Origin of the sequence: Thalassospira sp. CH_XMU1448-2 (assembly GCF_037027285.1) — a bacterium.
GTDB lineage: Bacteria > Pseudomonadota > Alphaproteobacteria > Rhodospirillales > Thalassospiraceae > Thalassospira > Thalassospira profundimaris_C.
The window spans coordinates 1,224,956-1,243,139 of record NZ_JAYMEA010000001.1 but is presented as its reverse complement, the minus strand read 5'-3'; the positions used below and the strand labels follow the sequence as shown (position 1 = coordinate 1,243,139).

The window sequence follows — 18,184 nt, the reverse complement described above, 5'->3', positions numbered from 1 at the left end:
ACGTGCACCGGGCATGCTGGCGCATAACCGCACAATCGCAGTGCGGCCAAGCCGGGAAGCTTTGCCGATCCCTTCCCCTAAGTGCTCAAGCGCCAATAATTGCTTCGAAAATCGGGTTCTTGTACAGAGACTGCGAAATGCGCGATGCCGCCAGGCGCAATTCTTGAAGTCGCTCTTCGACAAGCTGGTCGGCAGTCACCATGCCAGAATATCCCGATGAATTAAGAGCCGCGATAGTACGCCCACTACTGCCCCGGATTGGAACTGACAAGGCAGTGATGCCGTAATCAAGCTGGTCTACAGTTGTCGACCAGGCTTGTTCGCGGACCTTCTCTATTGCATCGCGCAGCGCTTCCTTGTCGATAACTGTCTTGCTGGTCAAAGCCACGGGGGTCATTTCCGCAAGCCACGTCTCGAACTTGTCTGGCTCCATACCAGCCAGCAGCACCCTGCCCATTGAAGTTGCATGTGCCGGGTATCGTGCACCGACAACCGCAGAAGCCCGTCGCGCCCGCTGTGTCGAGAAATGAGCGATATAAATCACATCAAATCCATCAAGCGTGGCTACCGATGACGCATCGCCAAATGTCTCGACAATATGGCGCAATTCATGCTGCAGCATTTCGTCGATATGCGCCGAGAAATAGAAAGCGGAACCCAGGCTCATGACCTTGGGGCGCAGATGGAAGCGCTTGTTTGTCTGACCGACATAGCCAAGATGCGACAACGTGATCAGACTGCGCCGTGCTGCTGCCGGAGACAGGTCAACGCGTCGCGCGATTTCGCTGAGTGTCATCTCATTGTGGTTGGCATCAAAGCTCTCGAGAACAGCAAGTCCCTTTGCAAGAGCCTCGACAAACTCTGATGGCCGTTCGACTTCGTCAGTCATACAATTCTCCTGTTCCAACCTGAGCATATGTTGCCATCATTTCGGCGGGCCTGGCCTCTTGCGGGCCATGTCAGCGCACTCACGTATCTATCAAATTTTTCGGCTAGCGAAAACACATTGCAGTTGGTCTTGAGCTCTCGCTCTTGACTCTGAATTGTTTACCACGTTATCTTCGCTCTGAGAAATAATTTTCGCTATACGAAAAAGGCTACCAAAATGAGAATAGGTAAGCAAGACCAGCCATTCACAGCGATTGCCACCTCAGATGCAGACAGCATCACTGTTCGTGGCTTCGATCTGTGTGATGAGCTGATCGGGAACGTCGACCTCACAGAATATTTCTGGCTGCTGGTGACCGGTGAACAACCAAATCAGTTTCAAAAGGCGATGATGAATGCCTGCCTCATCGCGATCGCCGAACACGGACTGGTCCCGAGCGTTCAGGCGGCAAGAATGACATTGGCCGCTGCCCCGGAAGCATGGCAGGGCGCAATGGCCGCCGGAATTCTTGGTATGGGCAGTGTGGTTGCCGGAAGCTCCGAGATCGCGGGCAACTATATCGTTTCCGTTCTTGCAGACAGCAAAGAGCCGGGTCAGACAATCGAAACTGCTGCGACCTCGAGCCTGAATGAACTAAAGAGTGCACGCAAAAAAGTACCGGGCCTTGGCCATCCGCAGCACAGTTCTGGCGATCCACGCGCAAACAAATTGCTGGCACTTGCAGAAGAGTACGGTTTGGTTGGCGATCACATCAAAACACTCAGAACAATTGCAGCAATCGCGCCCGATGTGATGGGCCGTCCACTGCCGATCAACGTGTCCGGGGCCATTCCGGCCTGCATGCTTGACGCAGGCTGGCCAGCCGAGGCGATGAAGGCCGTGCCGTTGCTGGCGCGCACAGCAGGCCTCGCGGCTCATCTGTTTGAAGAATCCGCCCGGTCAATCGGCTTTGTAATGTCGCATCACGCCGACCTTGCCATTTCTTATGACGGCCCATCATCGGCAGCCAAGCAGGAGACAAAATAGCATGGCAAAGATGCTGGAACACATCCGTGTCGTCGAAATGGGAACCTATATCACCGGTCCGGCAGCAAGCATGCATCTTGCAGACCTAGGGGCTGATGTCATCAAGGTCGAAAGGCCGGAAACCGGCGATCCGTTCCGTGCCTTCAAGGGCGGGCTGTATTCACCACATTTCCAGACCTATAACCGCAACAAACGCTCAATCGCACTTGATACCAGAACACCAGATGATCTGGAGACATTCTATAAACTGATCGAAAGCGCGGATGTTTTCATTCAGAACTTCCGCCCGGGCGTTGCTGAAAAACTTGGTGCCGGTGAAGACGCTTTGCGCAAACGCAACCCGGGCCTGATCTATTGTGCGATTTCGGGGTTTGGGCAAGATGGCCCGGCACGCGACCGCCCTGCATTCGATACTGTTGCACAGGCTGCCAGTGGCTTTTTGCGTCTGGTAACACCGCCCAAAAACCCGCGCGTCATTGGTCCGGCGATTGCCGATGCCATCACGGGGCAATACGCGTCCCTGGGTATTCTCGCGGCACTTTTGGCCCGCAAGCCCGGTGTAGATGGTGCGCGCCTTGATATCTCGATGCTCGAAGCAATGAGCCATTTCAACCTTGATAGCTTCACCCACTACTTCAGTGAAGGCGAGGTTATGGGACCGCTGTCACGCCCGGTCGTCTCACAGTCCTACACCTTTGAATGTGCCGACGGGAAATGGGTTGCGATCCACCTGTCATCGCCAACCAAGTTCTGGGACGGGTTGCTTGCTGCAACCGGAATGGAACAGCTCAATGACGATCCACGCTTCAGCGAGCGAATGGCGCGCATTGCTCATCAGGATGACCTGATCGACGTCTTCACACCTGTATTCAGAGGCCGGGAACGTGATTTCTGGTGCGATCAGCTGCGTGACAATGAAGTTCCGCATTCACCAGCCTATGACGCAGACGAAGCCCTTGATGACCCGCAGGCCATTCATCTAAATCTGTCGGTCTCAGCCACCCATCCGACAATGGGCAACTTCACGACTGTCCGCGCGCCCTACAACTTCAATCGAACACCCGATCTTGATGTTCTGCCGCCCCCCGTCCTTGACGAGCACGGGGACGCAATTCGCGCTGAACTGAAAAACAGCTAATCCCGCACAGAACGGGAAAACGCAATAACAGAACGCCCAATCAGAGGAGGCAACACATGACTGAAGCAGCAGAGCAGGATGCCCTCCTGCGCGCAGATGTCGAGGCCGCAAGCAGCGCCATGCTGCAAAAACAGCTTTTTGTTGTTTTTACCGAACCGGTCAATGGCATGGGTCCGGTGATGGAAAATCTCGAAGACCATCTTGCATTTCAGATGTCCCTGGAAAATGAGGGCATCCTTTGGTCCGCGGGTCCGCTTTGGACGGATGATGAAACCAGGTGGGCCGGGGAAGGCATGGTCGTAATCCGCGCAGAGAACCTTAAACACGCAACCGAGATTGCAAAGCGTGATCCGATGCATCAGCGCGGCGCAAGACGTTTTCGCATTCGCCCCTGGATGATCAATGAAGGTCGCCTCACGGTGAAGCTGGACATGTCCAGCCAGACTTTTTCCCTCGTTTAATCGGGGGATGGGCAAACCTGTCATCTGTGACCGGCCTGCCGGAACTACATTGCCAGACATAACCATAAAGGGAGGAAAACTATGAAAGGCATGTTTAACGCACTGAAAGTGGCCGGGGCGATGACGCTCTCGTCCATCGTATTTACGACTGTCTCGAATGCGCAGGAAACCGTTCCGCTTACGGTGGCATCCAGTCACCCGACCGTAATCCCGTGGATTGGCATGATCCAGACCCATTTCATGAAGGAAACCGACCGTATCCTTGCTGAAAGCGGGAACTACAAAATCGACTGGAACGAAGCATTTGGCGGCCAGCTTTACAAAGCCAATGCGACGCTAACGTCGGTTGAACAGGGTATTACCGATATCGGCTGGGTATTTTCATACCTTGAAGGCGCGAAAATGCCGCTTAGTCAGGTGACCGGATATACGCCCTTCTCCACCAACAATGTCCCCGCCCAGCTCAATACGATGACCGACCTTTTTGACAAGGTTCCGGCATTCCGTGAAGAGTGGGAACAATACAATCTTGTATTCCTCGGTGCGACCGGTGCGGACAGCTATGACCTCTACACCAAAGAGCCGATCAATGATCTTGCGACCCTTGACGGGATGAAGATCTCTGCACCTGGCGTCCTTGGGACGTGGTTGCGCGGCGTCAATGCCAACGCAGTTGATGGCGCTCTCACCACGTTCTACACCGATATTCAGACCGGTGTATCAGACGGCGTTCTGTCCCTCGCACTCGGTGTTCTGCCGACAAAAATCTATGAAGTCGCGCCCTATATCACGCGTGTAAATGCAGGTGTGGTTTTCTCGGGTGGATTGGCAATTAACCGGGACAGCTGGGACGGACTGCCTGAGGAAGTTCAGAATGCCCTGCTTGCTGCCGGAGACTTCTATTCGAAAGCACATGCCCAGGACCTGATGGAACGTCACGAGCTTGCGCTCAACAAAATCATTGAATTGGGTGCAAACCAGACCCCGCCCGTCACGCTTACGGTCATGCCGGAAGACCAGCGCCAACAGTGGGTCGACAACCTTCCCGATATTGCCGGTGAATGGGTCGAAGCAGGTAAGGCGCGCGGATTGCCCGCCCGAGAAATGCTGTCCGCATACATGCAGGGCTTGCGCGATCGTGGCGAAGAACCGGCACGCGACTGGGACGCCCAATAAAAACAGAGAGACCGAATAATCCACAATGTCAGGGGCTGTTAAGACGCGGTCCCTGCATTGCTGGAGGAGGAAAATATGACAAACACGATAGCACGCCTCTGGACCCTTGTGGTGGATGGCATTGCCGTTCTGGGGACGATTATGATTGGTGTGCTGATGCTCATCATTTGTAGCGACGTTGTTGCGCGCAATCTGCTGGGGTCTTCACTGCCACTGGTATCAGAGCTCGGCGCTCTTACTCTGGTGATGATTGTGTTCCTGCAGCTTGGCACGACGGTGCGTCATGCGCGCCTTTCGCGTACAGAATTCATTGATCACATACTCAATATATTTCATCCGGGTGGAGCTGCATTGCTGATTGCGCTGTTCGACATCGTCGCAGGTGTAATGTGCTCTATCATGGCGATGTCAACATGGGACATCTTCATCAAGGATCTGTCCAAAGCCGAATTTATCGGCATTGTCGGTGTCGCAACCCTGCCGACCTGGCCGTTTCGCCTGCTGATCCTTGTCGGCATCTCTGTTGCTGCACTCCAGTTCTTTATTCAATCAGTAACAAATGTCCGAAACGGCCTTCAGGCCGGCAAAGGAGAAGCGTCATGACAGGCGTCGAGATCGGTCTTATTTCCATTGCTGCACTCATTTTTCTCATTTGCCTGGGCATGCCGATTGGCGTGGGAATGCTGCTTGTCTCCTTTGTCGGAGTCAGCTTTATCCGTAACGACATTGTCGCCTATCGAATGATAGGCTCCGTCGCCAATGACAGTTTGCGCGAATACCTGTTTGCGGTTGTACCGCTGTTTGTGCTGATGGGGTTACTGGTCACAGTTTCTGGTATCGGCAAAGATACATTCGACGTGTTTGAGAGGATGCTTAAAAGGGTTCTTGGCGGACTGGGAATTGCGACTGTATTTGCCAATGCGGTCTTTGCCTCTATCACGGGGGTATCTATCGCCTCGGCATCTGTTTTCTCCCGGGTTGCGGTGCCTGAAATGGCCCGTCACGGGTATACACGAAAGTTTGCAACTGGCGTGGTCGCCGGCAGCTCCGTTCTTGGCATGCTGATCCCGCCATCCCTGTTGTTGATCGTCTATGCGGTCCTTGCAGAAGAATCTGTCGGAAGGATGTTCCTTGCGGGCATCGGGCCGGGGCTTCTGCTGGCGGTTATGTTCTCCCTGACCATTCTGATCCTGGCTTTCACAAAGAAGTCGTTTGTCTTTGAGAATGCCGAAGGTTCCAGTTTCTCGGCGCAGGACACAGCCTGGGGTGCCAGCGGCATGGCAAAACGCATTTTGCCGATCCTGTGCCTGATGGTTCTTGTCCTTGGCGGATTATATGGCGGCTTCCTTAATCCGACCGAAGCCGGCGCTGTCGGGGCATGCGGCGCACTTGTCATTGCACTGCTGCGTCGTACCCTTTCGGGAAAAATCTTTTGGGATCTTCTGGTCGAGGCCGGGCAGATCACCGTCTCGGTTCTGTTCCTGATCATGGCAGCAACCTTCTTTAGCCGAATGCTGGCCATGTCGGGTCTGCCATCCCTGCTGGCAGACTGGATGTTGTCTGGGCCAATTGGTCCTTACGGCTTCCTTGCCCTGTTCCTTTTTCTGGTCATTCTGCTCGGCTGCCTGATTGATTCGATTTCGATCATGTTGATCGTTCTGCCAATCGCAATCCCGGTTGCAACCGAGGCAGGCTTTGACCTGATCTGGTTTGGCATTCTGACGGTTGTCGCCGTCGAGATCGGTTTGCTGACGCCACCATTTGGACTTTCGGTCTACACGATCAAAACCGCCCTGGGACAAAACGATTTGAAAGTTGGCGAGATATTCCGGGGCTCGACCCCGTTCTTTCTGGCGATGGTGGTATCACTGTTTGTACTTGCTGCCATTCCGGAAATCTCGACCTGGCTTGCACGCCTCTGACACCGGTTTGCTTTCGAGCAACTTCAACGACCACAGGATTACACACAATGACCCAACTGCTTTTTATTTCCGGAAGCTTGAGACAGGATTCCTCCTCTACTGCTTTGCTTCGCGCACTTGAGCAGAGGATAAAATCTGTCCCCGCTGTGACGGATGTGACCTATGCAGACATTGGGGCACTCCCACACTACAACGCCGACCGGGCAATGAACGAGGAGATCCGGAACCTTGTCGATGCAATTGCAACGGCCGATGGTGTGGTGATCGCAACACCGGAATATAATTTCAGTATCCCCGGGGTTTTAAAGAATGCCATCGACTGGGCTTCACGACCTGCCTACCAGTCCGTGTTCAAGGGTAAACCGGTTTTCGTTCTTTCCGTTTCCGGCGGCGCACTTGGCGGGGTACGGGCGCAAGGCCACCTGAAATACATCCTCAACGGGATGCTTGCGGAAGTATTTCCCTGGCAGGAAATTGTTGTGCCTGCGGCACCAAAGAAACTGATCGAGGGAACGTTTGAAGATCAGGCCGTCCTTGATTTTGCGACGGAAGGCCTGGTGGCCTTCCTTTCCCGGCTGAATTCGTAAACCAGTCACCCCTGTGCCTGTCAAAACACAGGCGGACTTTATCGTAAGAAATACCACCCGAAACAAATGGCAGCTTTTCGTAATGCGAAATTATTTTCCCTTGACGAAGAATTTGGGTGCCATATCGTTTCAGCAGAAACTCTGTAGAACAAATTATCGAAGGCCTTTGCATTCACAAGCAATGAGACGGCTTTCAGGGAGAGAAAAATGTCAGATGTGAACCAGTTCAATATCACCGAGGCCGTAAAGGACTCATTCAAGACCGAGCCGGGCAGTCGCTTTGAGCAATTGCTTCATGGTTTGATCGAACACCTGCATGACTACACACGCGAAATGAACATCACCCACGATGAGTGGATGAAAGTTCTTACGTTCCTGTATGACTGCGGGAAAATCTCAACGCCAGAACGCCAGGAATTCATTCTTCTGTCCGACGTGCTTGGCTTCTCGGCTTTGGTCGATATGCTCAATACCCGTGGCGGCGCAACCGAGGGCTCCAACCTTGGCCCGTTCTATCTTGATGATGCTGCAAACATGCCGCTTGGTTGTGATATTGCAGGCGATCGCAGCGGCGCCATCGTTCTGGTCCATGGCAAGGTCACTGACATTCTCCATCACCCCTTATCAGGGGCAGTCATCGACACCTGGCAGGCGGATGCATCCGGAACCTATCCGATTCAGGAGCAAGAACACGGTCAGGACAAATACGACCTGCGGGCCAAGCTGAAAACAGACTCAGAGGGCCGCTATTACTACACGACGGTTTTGCCAAAACCCTACACAGTTCCTTATGACGGTCCGGTTGGCGAGTTGCTCCGTGCGGGAAATCGTCACGCATGGCGCGCGGCACATCTCCACTACATTATCCGCCATCCGGGCATGCACACCGTGACCACCGAGGTCTTCTTCGAAAACACCGAATATCTTGGAAACGACGCGGTCTTCGGTGTCCGCAAATCCCTGATCGGCAAAGTGGTTCCGGCATCAAAGGTTGACCTTTCCAGTTTCGATCTTGCGCGCAAACCCGATGCCGTCATCGAGTATGACTTCGTAATGGCGCCAGACAATAACGCGTAACCAGGATGCTGCGCGCCAGCAGATCAGCCGGGGAAACTTCGACCAATACAAAAATATCGGGAAGGAAATGTTATGTGCAGACTGTGTGTGAATAAACCAGCCGCTGAACCATGCCCCTTGAATTTCGACTTTGACCGAAGTACGCCCCTGCTTGATCCGCTGCCACGCGGTGCCGGAGAAAAAGAACGTCAGGTTCTGATCAGGAACGCTGTTATCCTTAGTATGGATGAAGAGACCGGCAACTTTGTCTCCGGTTCGATTTTGATCGAAGGCTCCAAAATCATTGCCGTTGACAACGAGATTGATGCACCGGATGCAGAAGTCATTGATGCATCCGGAAAAATTGTCATGCCGGGATTTGTCGATACGCATCACCATCAATTTGAAACGGCTTTGCGCGGGCAGCTGGCCCACGCCGTACTGATGAATGACGGGCGGCCGGTCAACAAATCCAACTACTACGAAACCATTCTTCAAAACTTCTCGATGCATTACCAACCGGAAGATGTTTTCATCAATGAGTTGTTTGGTGGCCTCGCACAGCTTGATGCCGGTGTGACCACTGTAATGGATGTTAGCCAGATCCATCACAGCCCCGAACATTCCGATGCAGCAATCGAGGGCCTTCAGGCCGCGGGTCGACGGGGTGTTTTCGGATATTTCGAGGGGTGGGGTGATCGTGCACAATATCCCCGGGATGCCAAACGTATCAGGGATCAGTACTTCAATTCTGACGACCAGTTGACCACCATGGTGATGGGCGGCGAAATCTATCTGCCCGGTTACGAGGAAGCCTGGAAAATCGGCCGTGATCTTGGCCTTCCGATTGCCTTGCATGTTGTGGGCACTTTCGGCATGCAGGAAACCTTCGACACCCTTGCCAAAGATGGATGGTTCGGACCTGACAACATCTTCATTCATATGACAGGGATGTCCGATTATGCATGGAAGGTTGCTGCAGATGCCGGATCGCACGTCTCGTTGTCAGTGCCCATTGAAATGCATATGCGCCATGGAACGCCACCAATTCAGCAGGCGCTTGACCTTGGCATGGACATCTCGTTGTCGACCGATGTTGAATGCACCATGACAGCCGACTTCTTCACCCAGATGCGCTCGATGATTACGTTGCAGCGGATGTTTGCCAACGACATGGCGCTGTCTGGCAAAGAATATCCGGACCTTCTTCAGTGTATGGACACGCTCTATCACGCAACAATGGGCGGGGCAAAAGGGCTCAAACTTGATCACCGCATTGGCAGCCTGAAACCTGGCAAAGAGGCTGACATCATCATGCTTGATGCCAATGCCCTCAACGTTGCGCCACTGAACAACGCAGCCGGCGCCGTTGTTACATTGATGGAGCGCAGCAACGTCGACACCGTCATGGTTGCAGGCAAGATCCGGAAGTGGCAAGGCAAACTGGTTGGCGCTGATCTGGCAAGCCTTCGTAAAAACCTCGAAGCAAGCCGGGACAGATTGTTCTCCGCCGCAGGCATTGAGAAAAACATACTCGCAATCCAGGATTACGTTCAGTGATCGGAGTGAGACGTTTTAGCTGGCAAGAAGCAAAAGGCGAAGCCTGAAGCAGCATTGCTTCTCCAAAGAATTTGGTAATACACCCGCAAAACTGCGATCTGATCTTCACATCAGGTCGCAGTTTTTCTGCTCCGGCTCCGGCTTGATCAACCCAAAACACATTCGGACGAAATTGCACGCCCCAACCCCGAATTATGACAATGCGGGTAGCTGGTCCGTCAGGTTAATTTCGTGTGGGAAGAATGAGAGGCAATGGAGCAGTGAATACGCTCTGTAAACACTGCTCCATTGTCACGTGCCACAAAAGATGACATCCGACATACAGCGAAATCAACAACTTGACAGTTCCGATTGCCAGATAAATTGACATGGATTGACACATAAGCTGACAAAAATCTGCAGAATTGACAGAAAAGGGGACAATTTCCTCAAAGCGATGAAACGATCAGCTAATTCGCTATCGCTGAGGGGCTCATAGAAAGGCTTTATGCCGACCAGAGTTGCTCAACTTCATTTTCAAGCACATCCTGAGCAAGAATATCACTTACGAGTTCCTCATCACCTGAGCGGTCCAAACCAGCCATAATTGAGACAAGCTGATCCACTTCGTGCGCAACCAGTTCTTTCCCATCCGCAAAACTGATCTGGTCTATCTTGGCTGCTGCGCCATCACCATACCAGTCACGAACGCTGATAGATTGTTCACCGCTCAGAACTTCAATCAAAAGGTCGTTTCCTGATCTGGAGAACCAAAGTTTCTCAGCAGAGATGTCTGCTCCGAAGACAATCTTGTCATGATCAAAGGTTCCAGCAGATGTGTTATCAATCACATCGTCACCGAAACTTCCTGAATAGCTGTAGGTATCGTCGCCGGTCATCCCGACTAAAAGCTCTTCTTCCGCTGCGGAGACAAGGATGTCACCGCCAAGCGCACCTATACGAACAACAGCATCCTCATTCAAGAATACCGACTTGGGTAGTTGAACAATACCAGCGTCGCCCTGCAATCCAATTTCCGACAGACCATCTCCATCAAGGTCGCCCATATCAATGATATCAGTATAACCCTCAGCCAATTCGATCCTTGGCGCATTGTCGACGTCTTCTTGTGAGATATCTGGCGAGGGGGAAAGGCGTACGATTGTGCTAAGGCCAGTTTCATCCCCCAACGCCACAAGGATCATTTCACCTTTAATATCGTGAACCTTTGACAGCGATACAGATTTTAATGTCGCACCAAACTGAACACTTGGCTGTTCTGAGAGGATCAGATCAACACCTATTTCTGGCGGAGAGACGATATAAAGTTTATCACCGGCGGCAACGTAGGAAGCATGCTCGGAGGCATCCATCGAATTTCCGATGATCCCAGTTACATTCTCGCCAGTATCGTTAGAGAGATTGAATGCGTTTGACGTTGCAGCACCGAGTTCTGCATGTTCAAAAATGTATTTCCCTTGATTATAGTCATAGTAAGCAACATCAGAACGGCCATCACCGTTCAGATCACCGACACGATATACGTTGTTTGAAACGGTTAATCCCGTGTGCATCGTGCCTATGTCCATGAAACCACCGCCAAGCTGATAGCTACCGCGTCCGCTTACGCCGTCATGATAGTAATCAACACGAACTTCAACTGTCGCATCCATTGGCAGGACTGAGCCGAAGTTCATATGGTAGTTCCCCACAAAGTTGATCGTCTGCCATGCCCCTCCGTAGCTTCTAATAACGCCGCTGTAGTTCCAATTCGTCCAATCCCCGCTATCGTCCGACTGGTAACGGTAGTAGGCATGGAAACGCCCGCTAGTCCAATGGTAGCTATTGTAGATGTTGAAATGGTAATTGAAATCTATTGAAGCCGCACCGCCAGCTTCAATCTCACCGGACACCGATCCAACAACACGGTATAGCCCCACGGGATTATCGGTATCGACATACCCCGAATAGATTACACCAATTGATGTATTCTCACCATCTGCGTAGGTCTCTTTCAACTGTGTTTCACCCAGACCGTAGACGGACTGTTCCACCTGATTGTCAGTATTGCCCTGATCGACCAGATAGACAGTTGATGTCACGTCACTTAGCTCTATGGCAGGTTGCGATGTGGACGAAACCTGATTGACCGAAACGCCAAAGCTTTCTGTTCCTTCAATCAAGTTGTCTATGTCGGTTCCAATATTGACAGAACCTTTTGTTGTGCCTGCAGTTACGGTGATACTGCCGCCAGACGCCAAAAGATCACCGGCAACGCCCCCACTGCCATCAGTCAGCGAGAAATCAAAGACAACGTCTTCATCAACCGGCTTGGAAAGCTCGACGGCAACCATCATCTGACCGGTCTGCTCATCACTGATGGTCTCGGATGCAACGACGACCGGCGCATCAAGCATCTCGGCCGTAAGTGGCTCCCCCAGACCTTCAAAAATGACTTCTCTACCATTATCAAAGACAACCGATACATTGCCATCGGCATCCATTGTCTGATTTGCCAGCGCATTGGTCGCCGCAGCAATCAATGCGGCCCCACTTACACCCGACAGAGCAAATACATCCCCTCTGGACGGCGTAAAATCGCGAACGCGAACGGTTCCCGTTGCAGAAGCACCAATATTGACATCAAAGGTATCTGCGCCAGCACCGCCTGTAAGATCATCATTTCCCGACGAACTATAGAGGGAGTTGTCTTTGCTATCCCCAACGATGACATCATCGAACGCTGTGTCATTTACATTTTCGAAGCCGGAAATTGTATCTCCCTCTGCCGTTCCCCCTGAAACCGTGTTGGTTTCCAGATTAACATTCACGGCACTCATGGACTGACTATAGTCAAGCGTATCAGAACCATCACCGCCATTTAGTATGTCTGCACCAGCCCCGGCGACAACAGTATCATCACCACGACCCAATGAGACATTGCTGCCGCCTGCGGCAAGATCGGTAACCGTTTCCGATCCGCTGCCACCAACAACATTCTCAATATTGATGCCGGTCATATCAATGGTCATGTCAACACCATCAGATACAGTCAGGGTATCATTGCCCGATCCGCCGTCGATGTCGGCAAGGTTATCACCAAGGCCAACTTCTATGACGTCGTCACCGGCACCACCTTCGATCCGGTCCTTGCCTGCGCCACCAATCAGGGTGTCATTCCCCTCACCGCCCTGAAGAACATCATCCCCCGCGCCTGCATCGATATAGAGATCAATATCGGCAGATGAATAAAGGTAATCATTCCCAGAACCGGCAACGATTTCTTCAAGTTCGTAATCAGCAAGGTTAAGGGTCAGATCATTGAGGTTATGAATGATCAGGCGATCCCGGCCGGAACCGGCAAACAACCTGTCAAGATCACCAACATTAACAAGCTCAAGCGTGTCATCGCCATCACCGGCGAACAGGGTATTGTCACCTGAACCGCCAATCAGCGTGTCATCGCCATCACCGCCGTAAAGCGTGTCGTTACCATCGCCTCCATCAAGCGTGTCATTCCCCGCGCGACCAAGCAGAAGGTCATTTGCCATACCTCCCGTCAGGGTGTCATTCCCTTCGAACCCGTCAAGAATATCCCCAAGTCCTCCGGCAATCAGAACATCATCGCCGTCACTGCCAAGTTTTGTATTGTCAGCAGTAATCTCAAACGTTGCCCAATCGGAATAGAGTTCTCCGTCAAACGTCCGGGCAAACAGCGTTTCTGATGTATTAAGGTTCTGGGAAGGAACATAACGCACGCGATCAAGCTCGGTTGCCAGCACCCGGACCGTCGTTTCATCGGCGACCGGAACGCCATCAAGCTCGAAATACCCAAGACCCGATGCATCACGCAGATCGACATAGATGGCATCGCCATCCCGGTCACTGGCTGCAATCAAATCGGTCAGATCTATAACACTGGCGTAATGGGCCCGTGTATCCTGAACCGTAATTTCGGGTTGGTCATTCACCGCTGACAAATGGATATTAAGAACAGATTCAACACGGTTCCCAAACCCGTCATGGACGCGATAACGCACTGATGCCATCCCGTTATAATCAGCATCCGGGGTATAGATCATAAAACCGTCGCGGACCTGAACCGATCCATGGGAGCTTGAGATTATCCCATCCAGAATAAGCTGGTTACCCTCACGATCAAGATCATTACCAAGCAGGTCGGCAATTGAAATACGGATCACCTGATCCTCAAGGCCAAACACATAATCCGGAACCGTGACCGGTGCCGCATTGAAGAACTCAACGGCGTTATCAGCTGGCTCCAGACCGTCACCATCTGATCGGTCAACTTCCGGCTCGGAAACATCAGCATCAGAGTTATCCGCGTCTGCCTGAACCCCGTCTTCAGCGCTATCTCCTTGCGAAACATCAACGGCATCACCGCCCTGAGCGGCTTCAGCAGCCAACATTGCTTGAATTTGTTCCTCTGTCAGAACAGAGGCAACCGGTAAATCACCGTCATTTACCTCGCCTGAGACAAGGTTTGCCAAAAGCGCTTCACCCTCGGAAGTTTGAGCAAAGGCATCCGCAACATCTTGCGCGACAGCACCCTCTGTGCTCAGAACATCATCACCAGCCCCACCAGATACCGCATCCGAACTGTCCGCTTCGTTATCCTCCACAATTGGCGGCACCCACCAGACATCATCGGCATTGGCAGCATCCTCGTCTGCTGCTGCCTGCAAGAGTTCAGCAGCCTGTGCTGTATTGTCATAGCTGCTTGCCAGTCCTCCAAGGGCGGCCGCAGCGGCGACTGATGCAGCAAGGGATGTCTGATACATCTCATCGCGCCGCTGGCGAGAACTATCCGTCACGCTCGGCAAATCTTCGTCATCAAGCAAATCCTCGACGGCAAAGTCACCATCATCGAACCGGATGGTTTCAACATCTTCGACACGTGTTGTGCCGTCCTCCCCGGTGACAATAAGGGTGTCGCCATCCCGCGACAGCAGGTAATCATCGCGATCACCGGCAAACACGACCGTATCGTGACCTTCGCCGCCAAAGACAAGATCATCCCCGTGTCCGCCAAGCAGAATATCATCACCGCTACCACCACTCAGGATGTCATTCCCGCCCCCGCCCAGAAGCGTATCATTGCCCTGCTGGCCAAGGATCGTGTCATCGCCGGCATCACCCGACAAGGTATCGTTGCCCATGCGTCCGCTCAGGAGGTCATCACCCGATCCACCGGAAACGTCATCATTTTCACCACTTGCCGCCAGATCATCGTCTGCGCCGGAGCCGATAACATGCTCAACATTCTGCGCCCGATCTTCGGTGAAACCGGCCTGATATCCCGTTGTGTCGGACATATCGAGACGAACGCCATCTGCCGCACCATAGTCAAGCGTGTCATGACCCTCGCCACCGTCAATCACATCGCCATCGCCGGTCGCATTGATCAGATCATCCCCGCCTCCAGAATTGATCGTATCGCGCCCGTCGCCACCAATCAGGGTGTCGTCACCAAACCCGCCTTCAAGCGTATCGGCACCCGTACCACCATCAAGGACATCATCACCTTCACCGCCCAGCAACAGGTCATCGCCGCCTTCACTCGAAAGGCTGTCATTACCCGCCCCGGCATCCAGGGTATTGGCGGCGTCATCCCCGGCAATCACATCGTCATGGCTCGTTCCAACAACATTCTCGACACCATCAAAGCTGTCGCCAGACGCATCACCGCTGATGCCGCCGGTTTCAAGCGACAATTCAACACCTTCGTCACTGGCCGAATAATCAACAACATCCTCGCCCTCACCGCCGATCAGGTGGTCTGCCCCGGCATTCCCGACAAAGGTATCATTACCGGAACCACCGTCGAGAACATCGTCACCAGCACCACCATCAAGCACATCGTCGCCTGAACCGCCCAGCAAACTGTCGTTGCCGGTCCCGGACGTGATGGTGTCGCTGCCGGCACCACCATTGATGTAAATGGCATCTTCCAGACCAAGCGCGCTCAACTCATCATCGCCAAGCGAGCCCAGAACGTTCTCGACCTCGGCATCACTCAGATCAAACTGAACACCATCATCATTGAAGAATTTGACTGTATCGGTCCCGGTACCACCGCGCAGGGTGTCATCACCGTCCGACAACAGAACGTCATCACCCGCGCCACCATCAAGAAGGTCAGAACCCTCGCCGCCGTGGATGATATCGTTGCCATCTTGCCCATAAAGCTGATCATCACCATCACCACCGGTAACAAGGTCGTCCCCGCCACCTGCAGCAATAACGTCGTCACCATCGCCACCAGACAGGACTTCATCGACAGAAGCCCCGGCAAGTCCAATCCCGTCCTCGCCAACAGCGTCAGCCAAATCCCCCAGTTTCGCCGCCATCGCGGCCCCAACATCAAGAACTGTTCCGTCTGCGGCAAATCCCAAATTGCCAAGCATCGCATTCAGGTCAAGCGCGGTGCCGTTGGAAAATTCGATCCCTTCGATCCGATCACGGGCATCTTGCCAGTTCACAAGCCGCAACTGATCACCTAATTCATCAAAGGATGCATCGGGATTGTCAGGGTCTTTGAGTGCAATGATAATGTCCTGACCATCCGCCTTGATCATCAGATCATCGGGGTTGATATCCGCCCCAAACAGGATTGTGTCGTTGCCGGCATCTTCGTGAATATCGACCGTGCGGTAACGGACATTTCTTTTTGAACCGTCCGAGTAAAGATCATAGATGGTATCTGTTCGGGTGTTATGGGAAAAATCCCGGATGGTGTCCGCCCCATCGCCACGACCGAACAGATAGGTATCATCCCCATACCCACCCAAAAGACTGTCAGTGCCGTGCCCGCCACTTAACCAGTCATCGCCCCAGCCACCAAAGATGGTATCATTACCTTCGCCCCCATCAATGGCTGCTTCGTGGGTTTGGTCGGTACGAATGATGTCATCACCGCCCCCGGAATTGAAAATCTCAACTTCATAGTCGGTGATGTTGATATCAAGATCCGCATCGCCCATGAAAATGACGCGGTCTTCACCCGCACCGCCATTAAAATCGTCATTTTCATCGACAACAAGTGTGTCATTCCCGGCACCACCACGAAGGGTATCTGCCCCTTCACCGCCCGATAGCAAATCATTACCGGTGCCACCTATGACCTGATCATCACCGGCACCACCATCAATCGTTACATATTGGGCATTTCCGGCACGCAGATCATCATTACCTTTCGCACCATAAACGGCCTCGGTATTGGTCGCACCAAGATCAATGGAAAGATCATCTTCCCCTTGCCCCAGAACAACATCGAACCCGGCACCACCATCAATACTGTCGTCGGCATCAACAAACAGGATATCGTGCCCTGCACCAGCATTTATGGTGTCCGCGCCATCGCCGCCAGACAACCATTCGTCACCATCACCACCAAGCAGGGTATCATTCCCGGCACCAGATGACAGATAACCATCTTCGCCCGAACTGTTGGCAAGTGTATCGTCACCGGCACCCGTGATCAGGCCATCATAGTCGCTATCGGCAAGGTTCAGATTCTGGCTGCTACTGCTCTCGGCGAAGTAGGCATCGCCATAACCAAAAACAACTTCACCATCTTCAGAGACACGGGACCCATATTTTGAAGCCTTTAGTGCAACATCACCGACTTCACCGGTGCTGCCATCCTCCTTCTTGAATGTAGACCGTCCGTGGATGATGTTTCCCTCGATCTCTTCTTCGATATTGTCAGAAACCAGCCCGACCTCTAGTATATTGAGCTCTTCAAGGGTGCTAACTTCGCCTTCTTGAGACAAACCGTCGCCATTCCAATCCTGCCAAACACGAAATTGTCCCCATTGCTCATCCGACGCATCCAGTACTCCGTCATTGTTCGTGTCATACAGCTTTGCAAGCGCCTCAATATCTGTATCGTCTTCTAAAGTTTGATCGGCGAAAACAAACTCTTCTCCACCGTCGATGGCATTATTAGCATTCCCATCAAAACAAAGAATCCCATCGCCTTCATTGATCCAGCCCGAATTGAATCGAAAACCATTCGAATCAAATTCAACAAACGCACCGCTCTCCGATAAGCCTGTAAGGTCAAGCCCATCTTGATCCAAGTCGAGTACAACAGGTCTCCGAAAGATGTGAGGGTTTAAACCGAGATTTTCTAAAGCTTCATAAATTCCTTGCTCCGTGTACTTTTCTGTGTCGGAGCCAAACGGGGACCAACGATCCGGCACGCCATTTTTGCCCATATCGTTCCATCTATCGAAATTTCTTTCGACAGATAGCTGATCCCTCCAAGTATTGTTGTCATTGACGTCGATGACCCTCTCTTTGATCGTTTGTAAATCGGTGTATGTTCTCGTTACTTGTTGGCCGTACTCTATTCCAACACGAGT

The 18,184-nt window shown here is 52.5% G+C and carries 11 protein-coding genes; 9 read left to right on the top strand and 2 right to left on the bottom strand.

The window, feature by feature from the left end; translation table 11 throughout:
* Positions 1-85: 85 nt before the first annotated feature.
* Positions 86-889, bottom strand: coding sequence for an IclR family transcriptional regulator domain-containing protein (locus WA318_RS05620; RefSeq protein WP_114100100.1), 804 nt, complete (start codon positions 887-889; stop codon positions 86-88).
* Positions 890-1,105: 216 nt separating this feature from the next.
* Here WA318_RS05620 and WA318_RS05615 point away from each other — a divergent pair, with 216 nt between their 5' ends.
* The 9 genes from WA318_RS05615 to WA318_RS05575 all read left to right on the top strand — a co-directional run bounded on the left by WA318_RS05615 (position 1,106) and on the right by WA318_RS05575 (position 9,815).
* Positions 1,106-1,915 carry a citryl-CoA lyase gene (locus WA318_RS05615; protein WP_336080234.1) on the top strand — a complete coding sequence of 270 codons (810 nt, stop codon included), beginning with the start codon at positions 1,106-1,108 and terminating at the stop codon, positions 1,913-1,915.
* 1 nt (position 1,916) lies between these two features.
* On the top strand, positions 1,917-3,053 hold the full coding sequence (locus tag WA318_RS05610; protein WP_336080233.1) for a CaiB/BaiF CoA transferase family protein: 1,137 nt from the start codon (positions 1,917-1,919) through the stop codon (positions 3,051-3,053).
* Positions 3,054-3,109: 56 nt separating this feature from the next.
* Entirely contained in the window at positions 3,110-3,514 is a 405-nt protein-coding gene (locus WA318_RS05605) for a YciI family protein (RefSeq protein WP_336080232.1), read from the top strand.
* 81 nt (positions 3,515-3,595) lie between these two features.
* Positions 3,596-4,690: a C4-dicarboxylate TRAP transporter substrate-binding protein gene (locus WA318_RS05600; RefSeq protein ID WP_114100104.1), complete on the top strand. Its 1,095-nt coding sequence runs from the start codon at positions 3,596-3,598 to the stop codon at positions 4,688-4,690.
* Between the two features lie 75 nt (positions 4,691-4,765).
* Positions 4,766-5,293, top strand: a complete 528-nt coding sequence (locus WA318_RS05595; RefSeq protein WP_114100105.1) for a TRAP transporter small permease subunit — start codon at positions 4,766-4,768, stop codon at positions 5,291-5,293.
* Entirely contained in the window at positions 5,290-6,612 is a 1,323-nt protein-coding gene (locus WA318_RS05590; protein WP_336080231.1) for a TRAP transporter large permease, read from the top strand. Before WA318_RS05595 ends, WA318_RS05590 begins: the two co-directional genes overlap by 4 nt.
* A gap of 47 nt (positions 6,613-6,659) precedes the next feature.
* On the top strand, positions 6,660-7,199 hold the full coding sequence (locus tag WA318_RS05585; RefSeq protein WP_114100107.1) for an NADPH-dependent FMN reductase: 540 nt from the start codon (positions 6,660-6,662) through the stop codon (positions 7,197-7,199).
* A 207-nt stretch (positions 7,200-7,406) separates the two neighbouring features.
* Entirely contained in the window at positions 7,407-8,276 is an 870-nt protein-coding gene (locus tag WA318_RS05580) for a dioxygenase family protein (RefSeq protein WP_336080230.1), read from the top strand.
* A gap of 117 nt (positions 8,277-8,393) precedes the next feature.
* A complete protein-coding gene (locus WA318_RS05575) occupies positions 8,394-9,815 on the top strand; it encodes an amidohydrolase family protein (RefSeq protein ID WP_336080229.1) in 1,422 nt (473 codons plus the stop codon).
* Between the two features lie 485 nt (positions 9,816-10,300).
* Here WA318_RS05575 and WA318_RS05570 read toward each other — a convergent pair whose 3' ends face one another.
* Positions 10,301-17,590, bottom strand: a complete 7,290-nt coding sequence (locus WA318_RS05570) for a cadherin-like domain-containing protein (RefSeq protein WP_336080228.1) — start codon at positions 17,588-17,590, stop codon at positions 10,301-10,303.
* Positions 17,591-18,184: the final 594 nt, after the last annotated feature.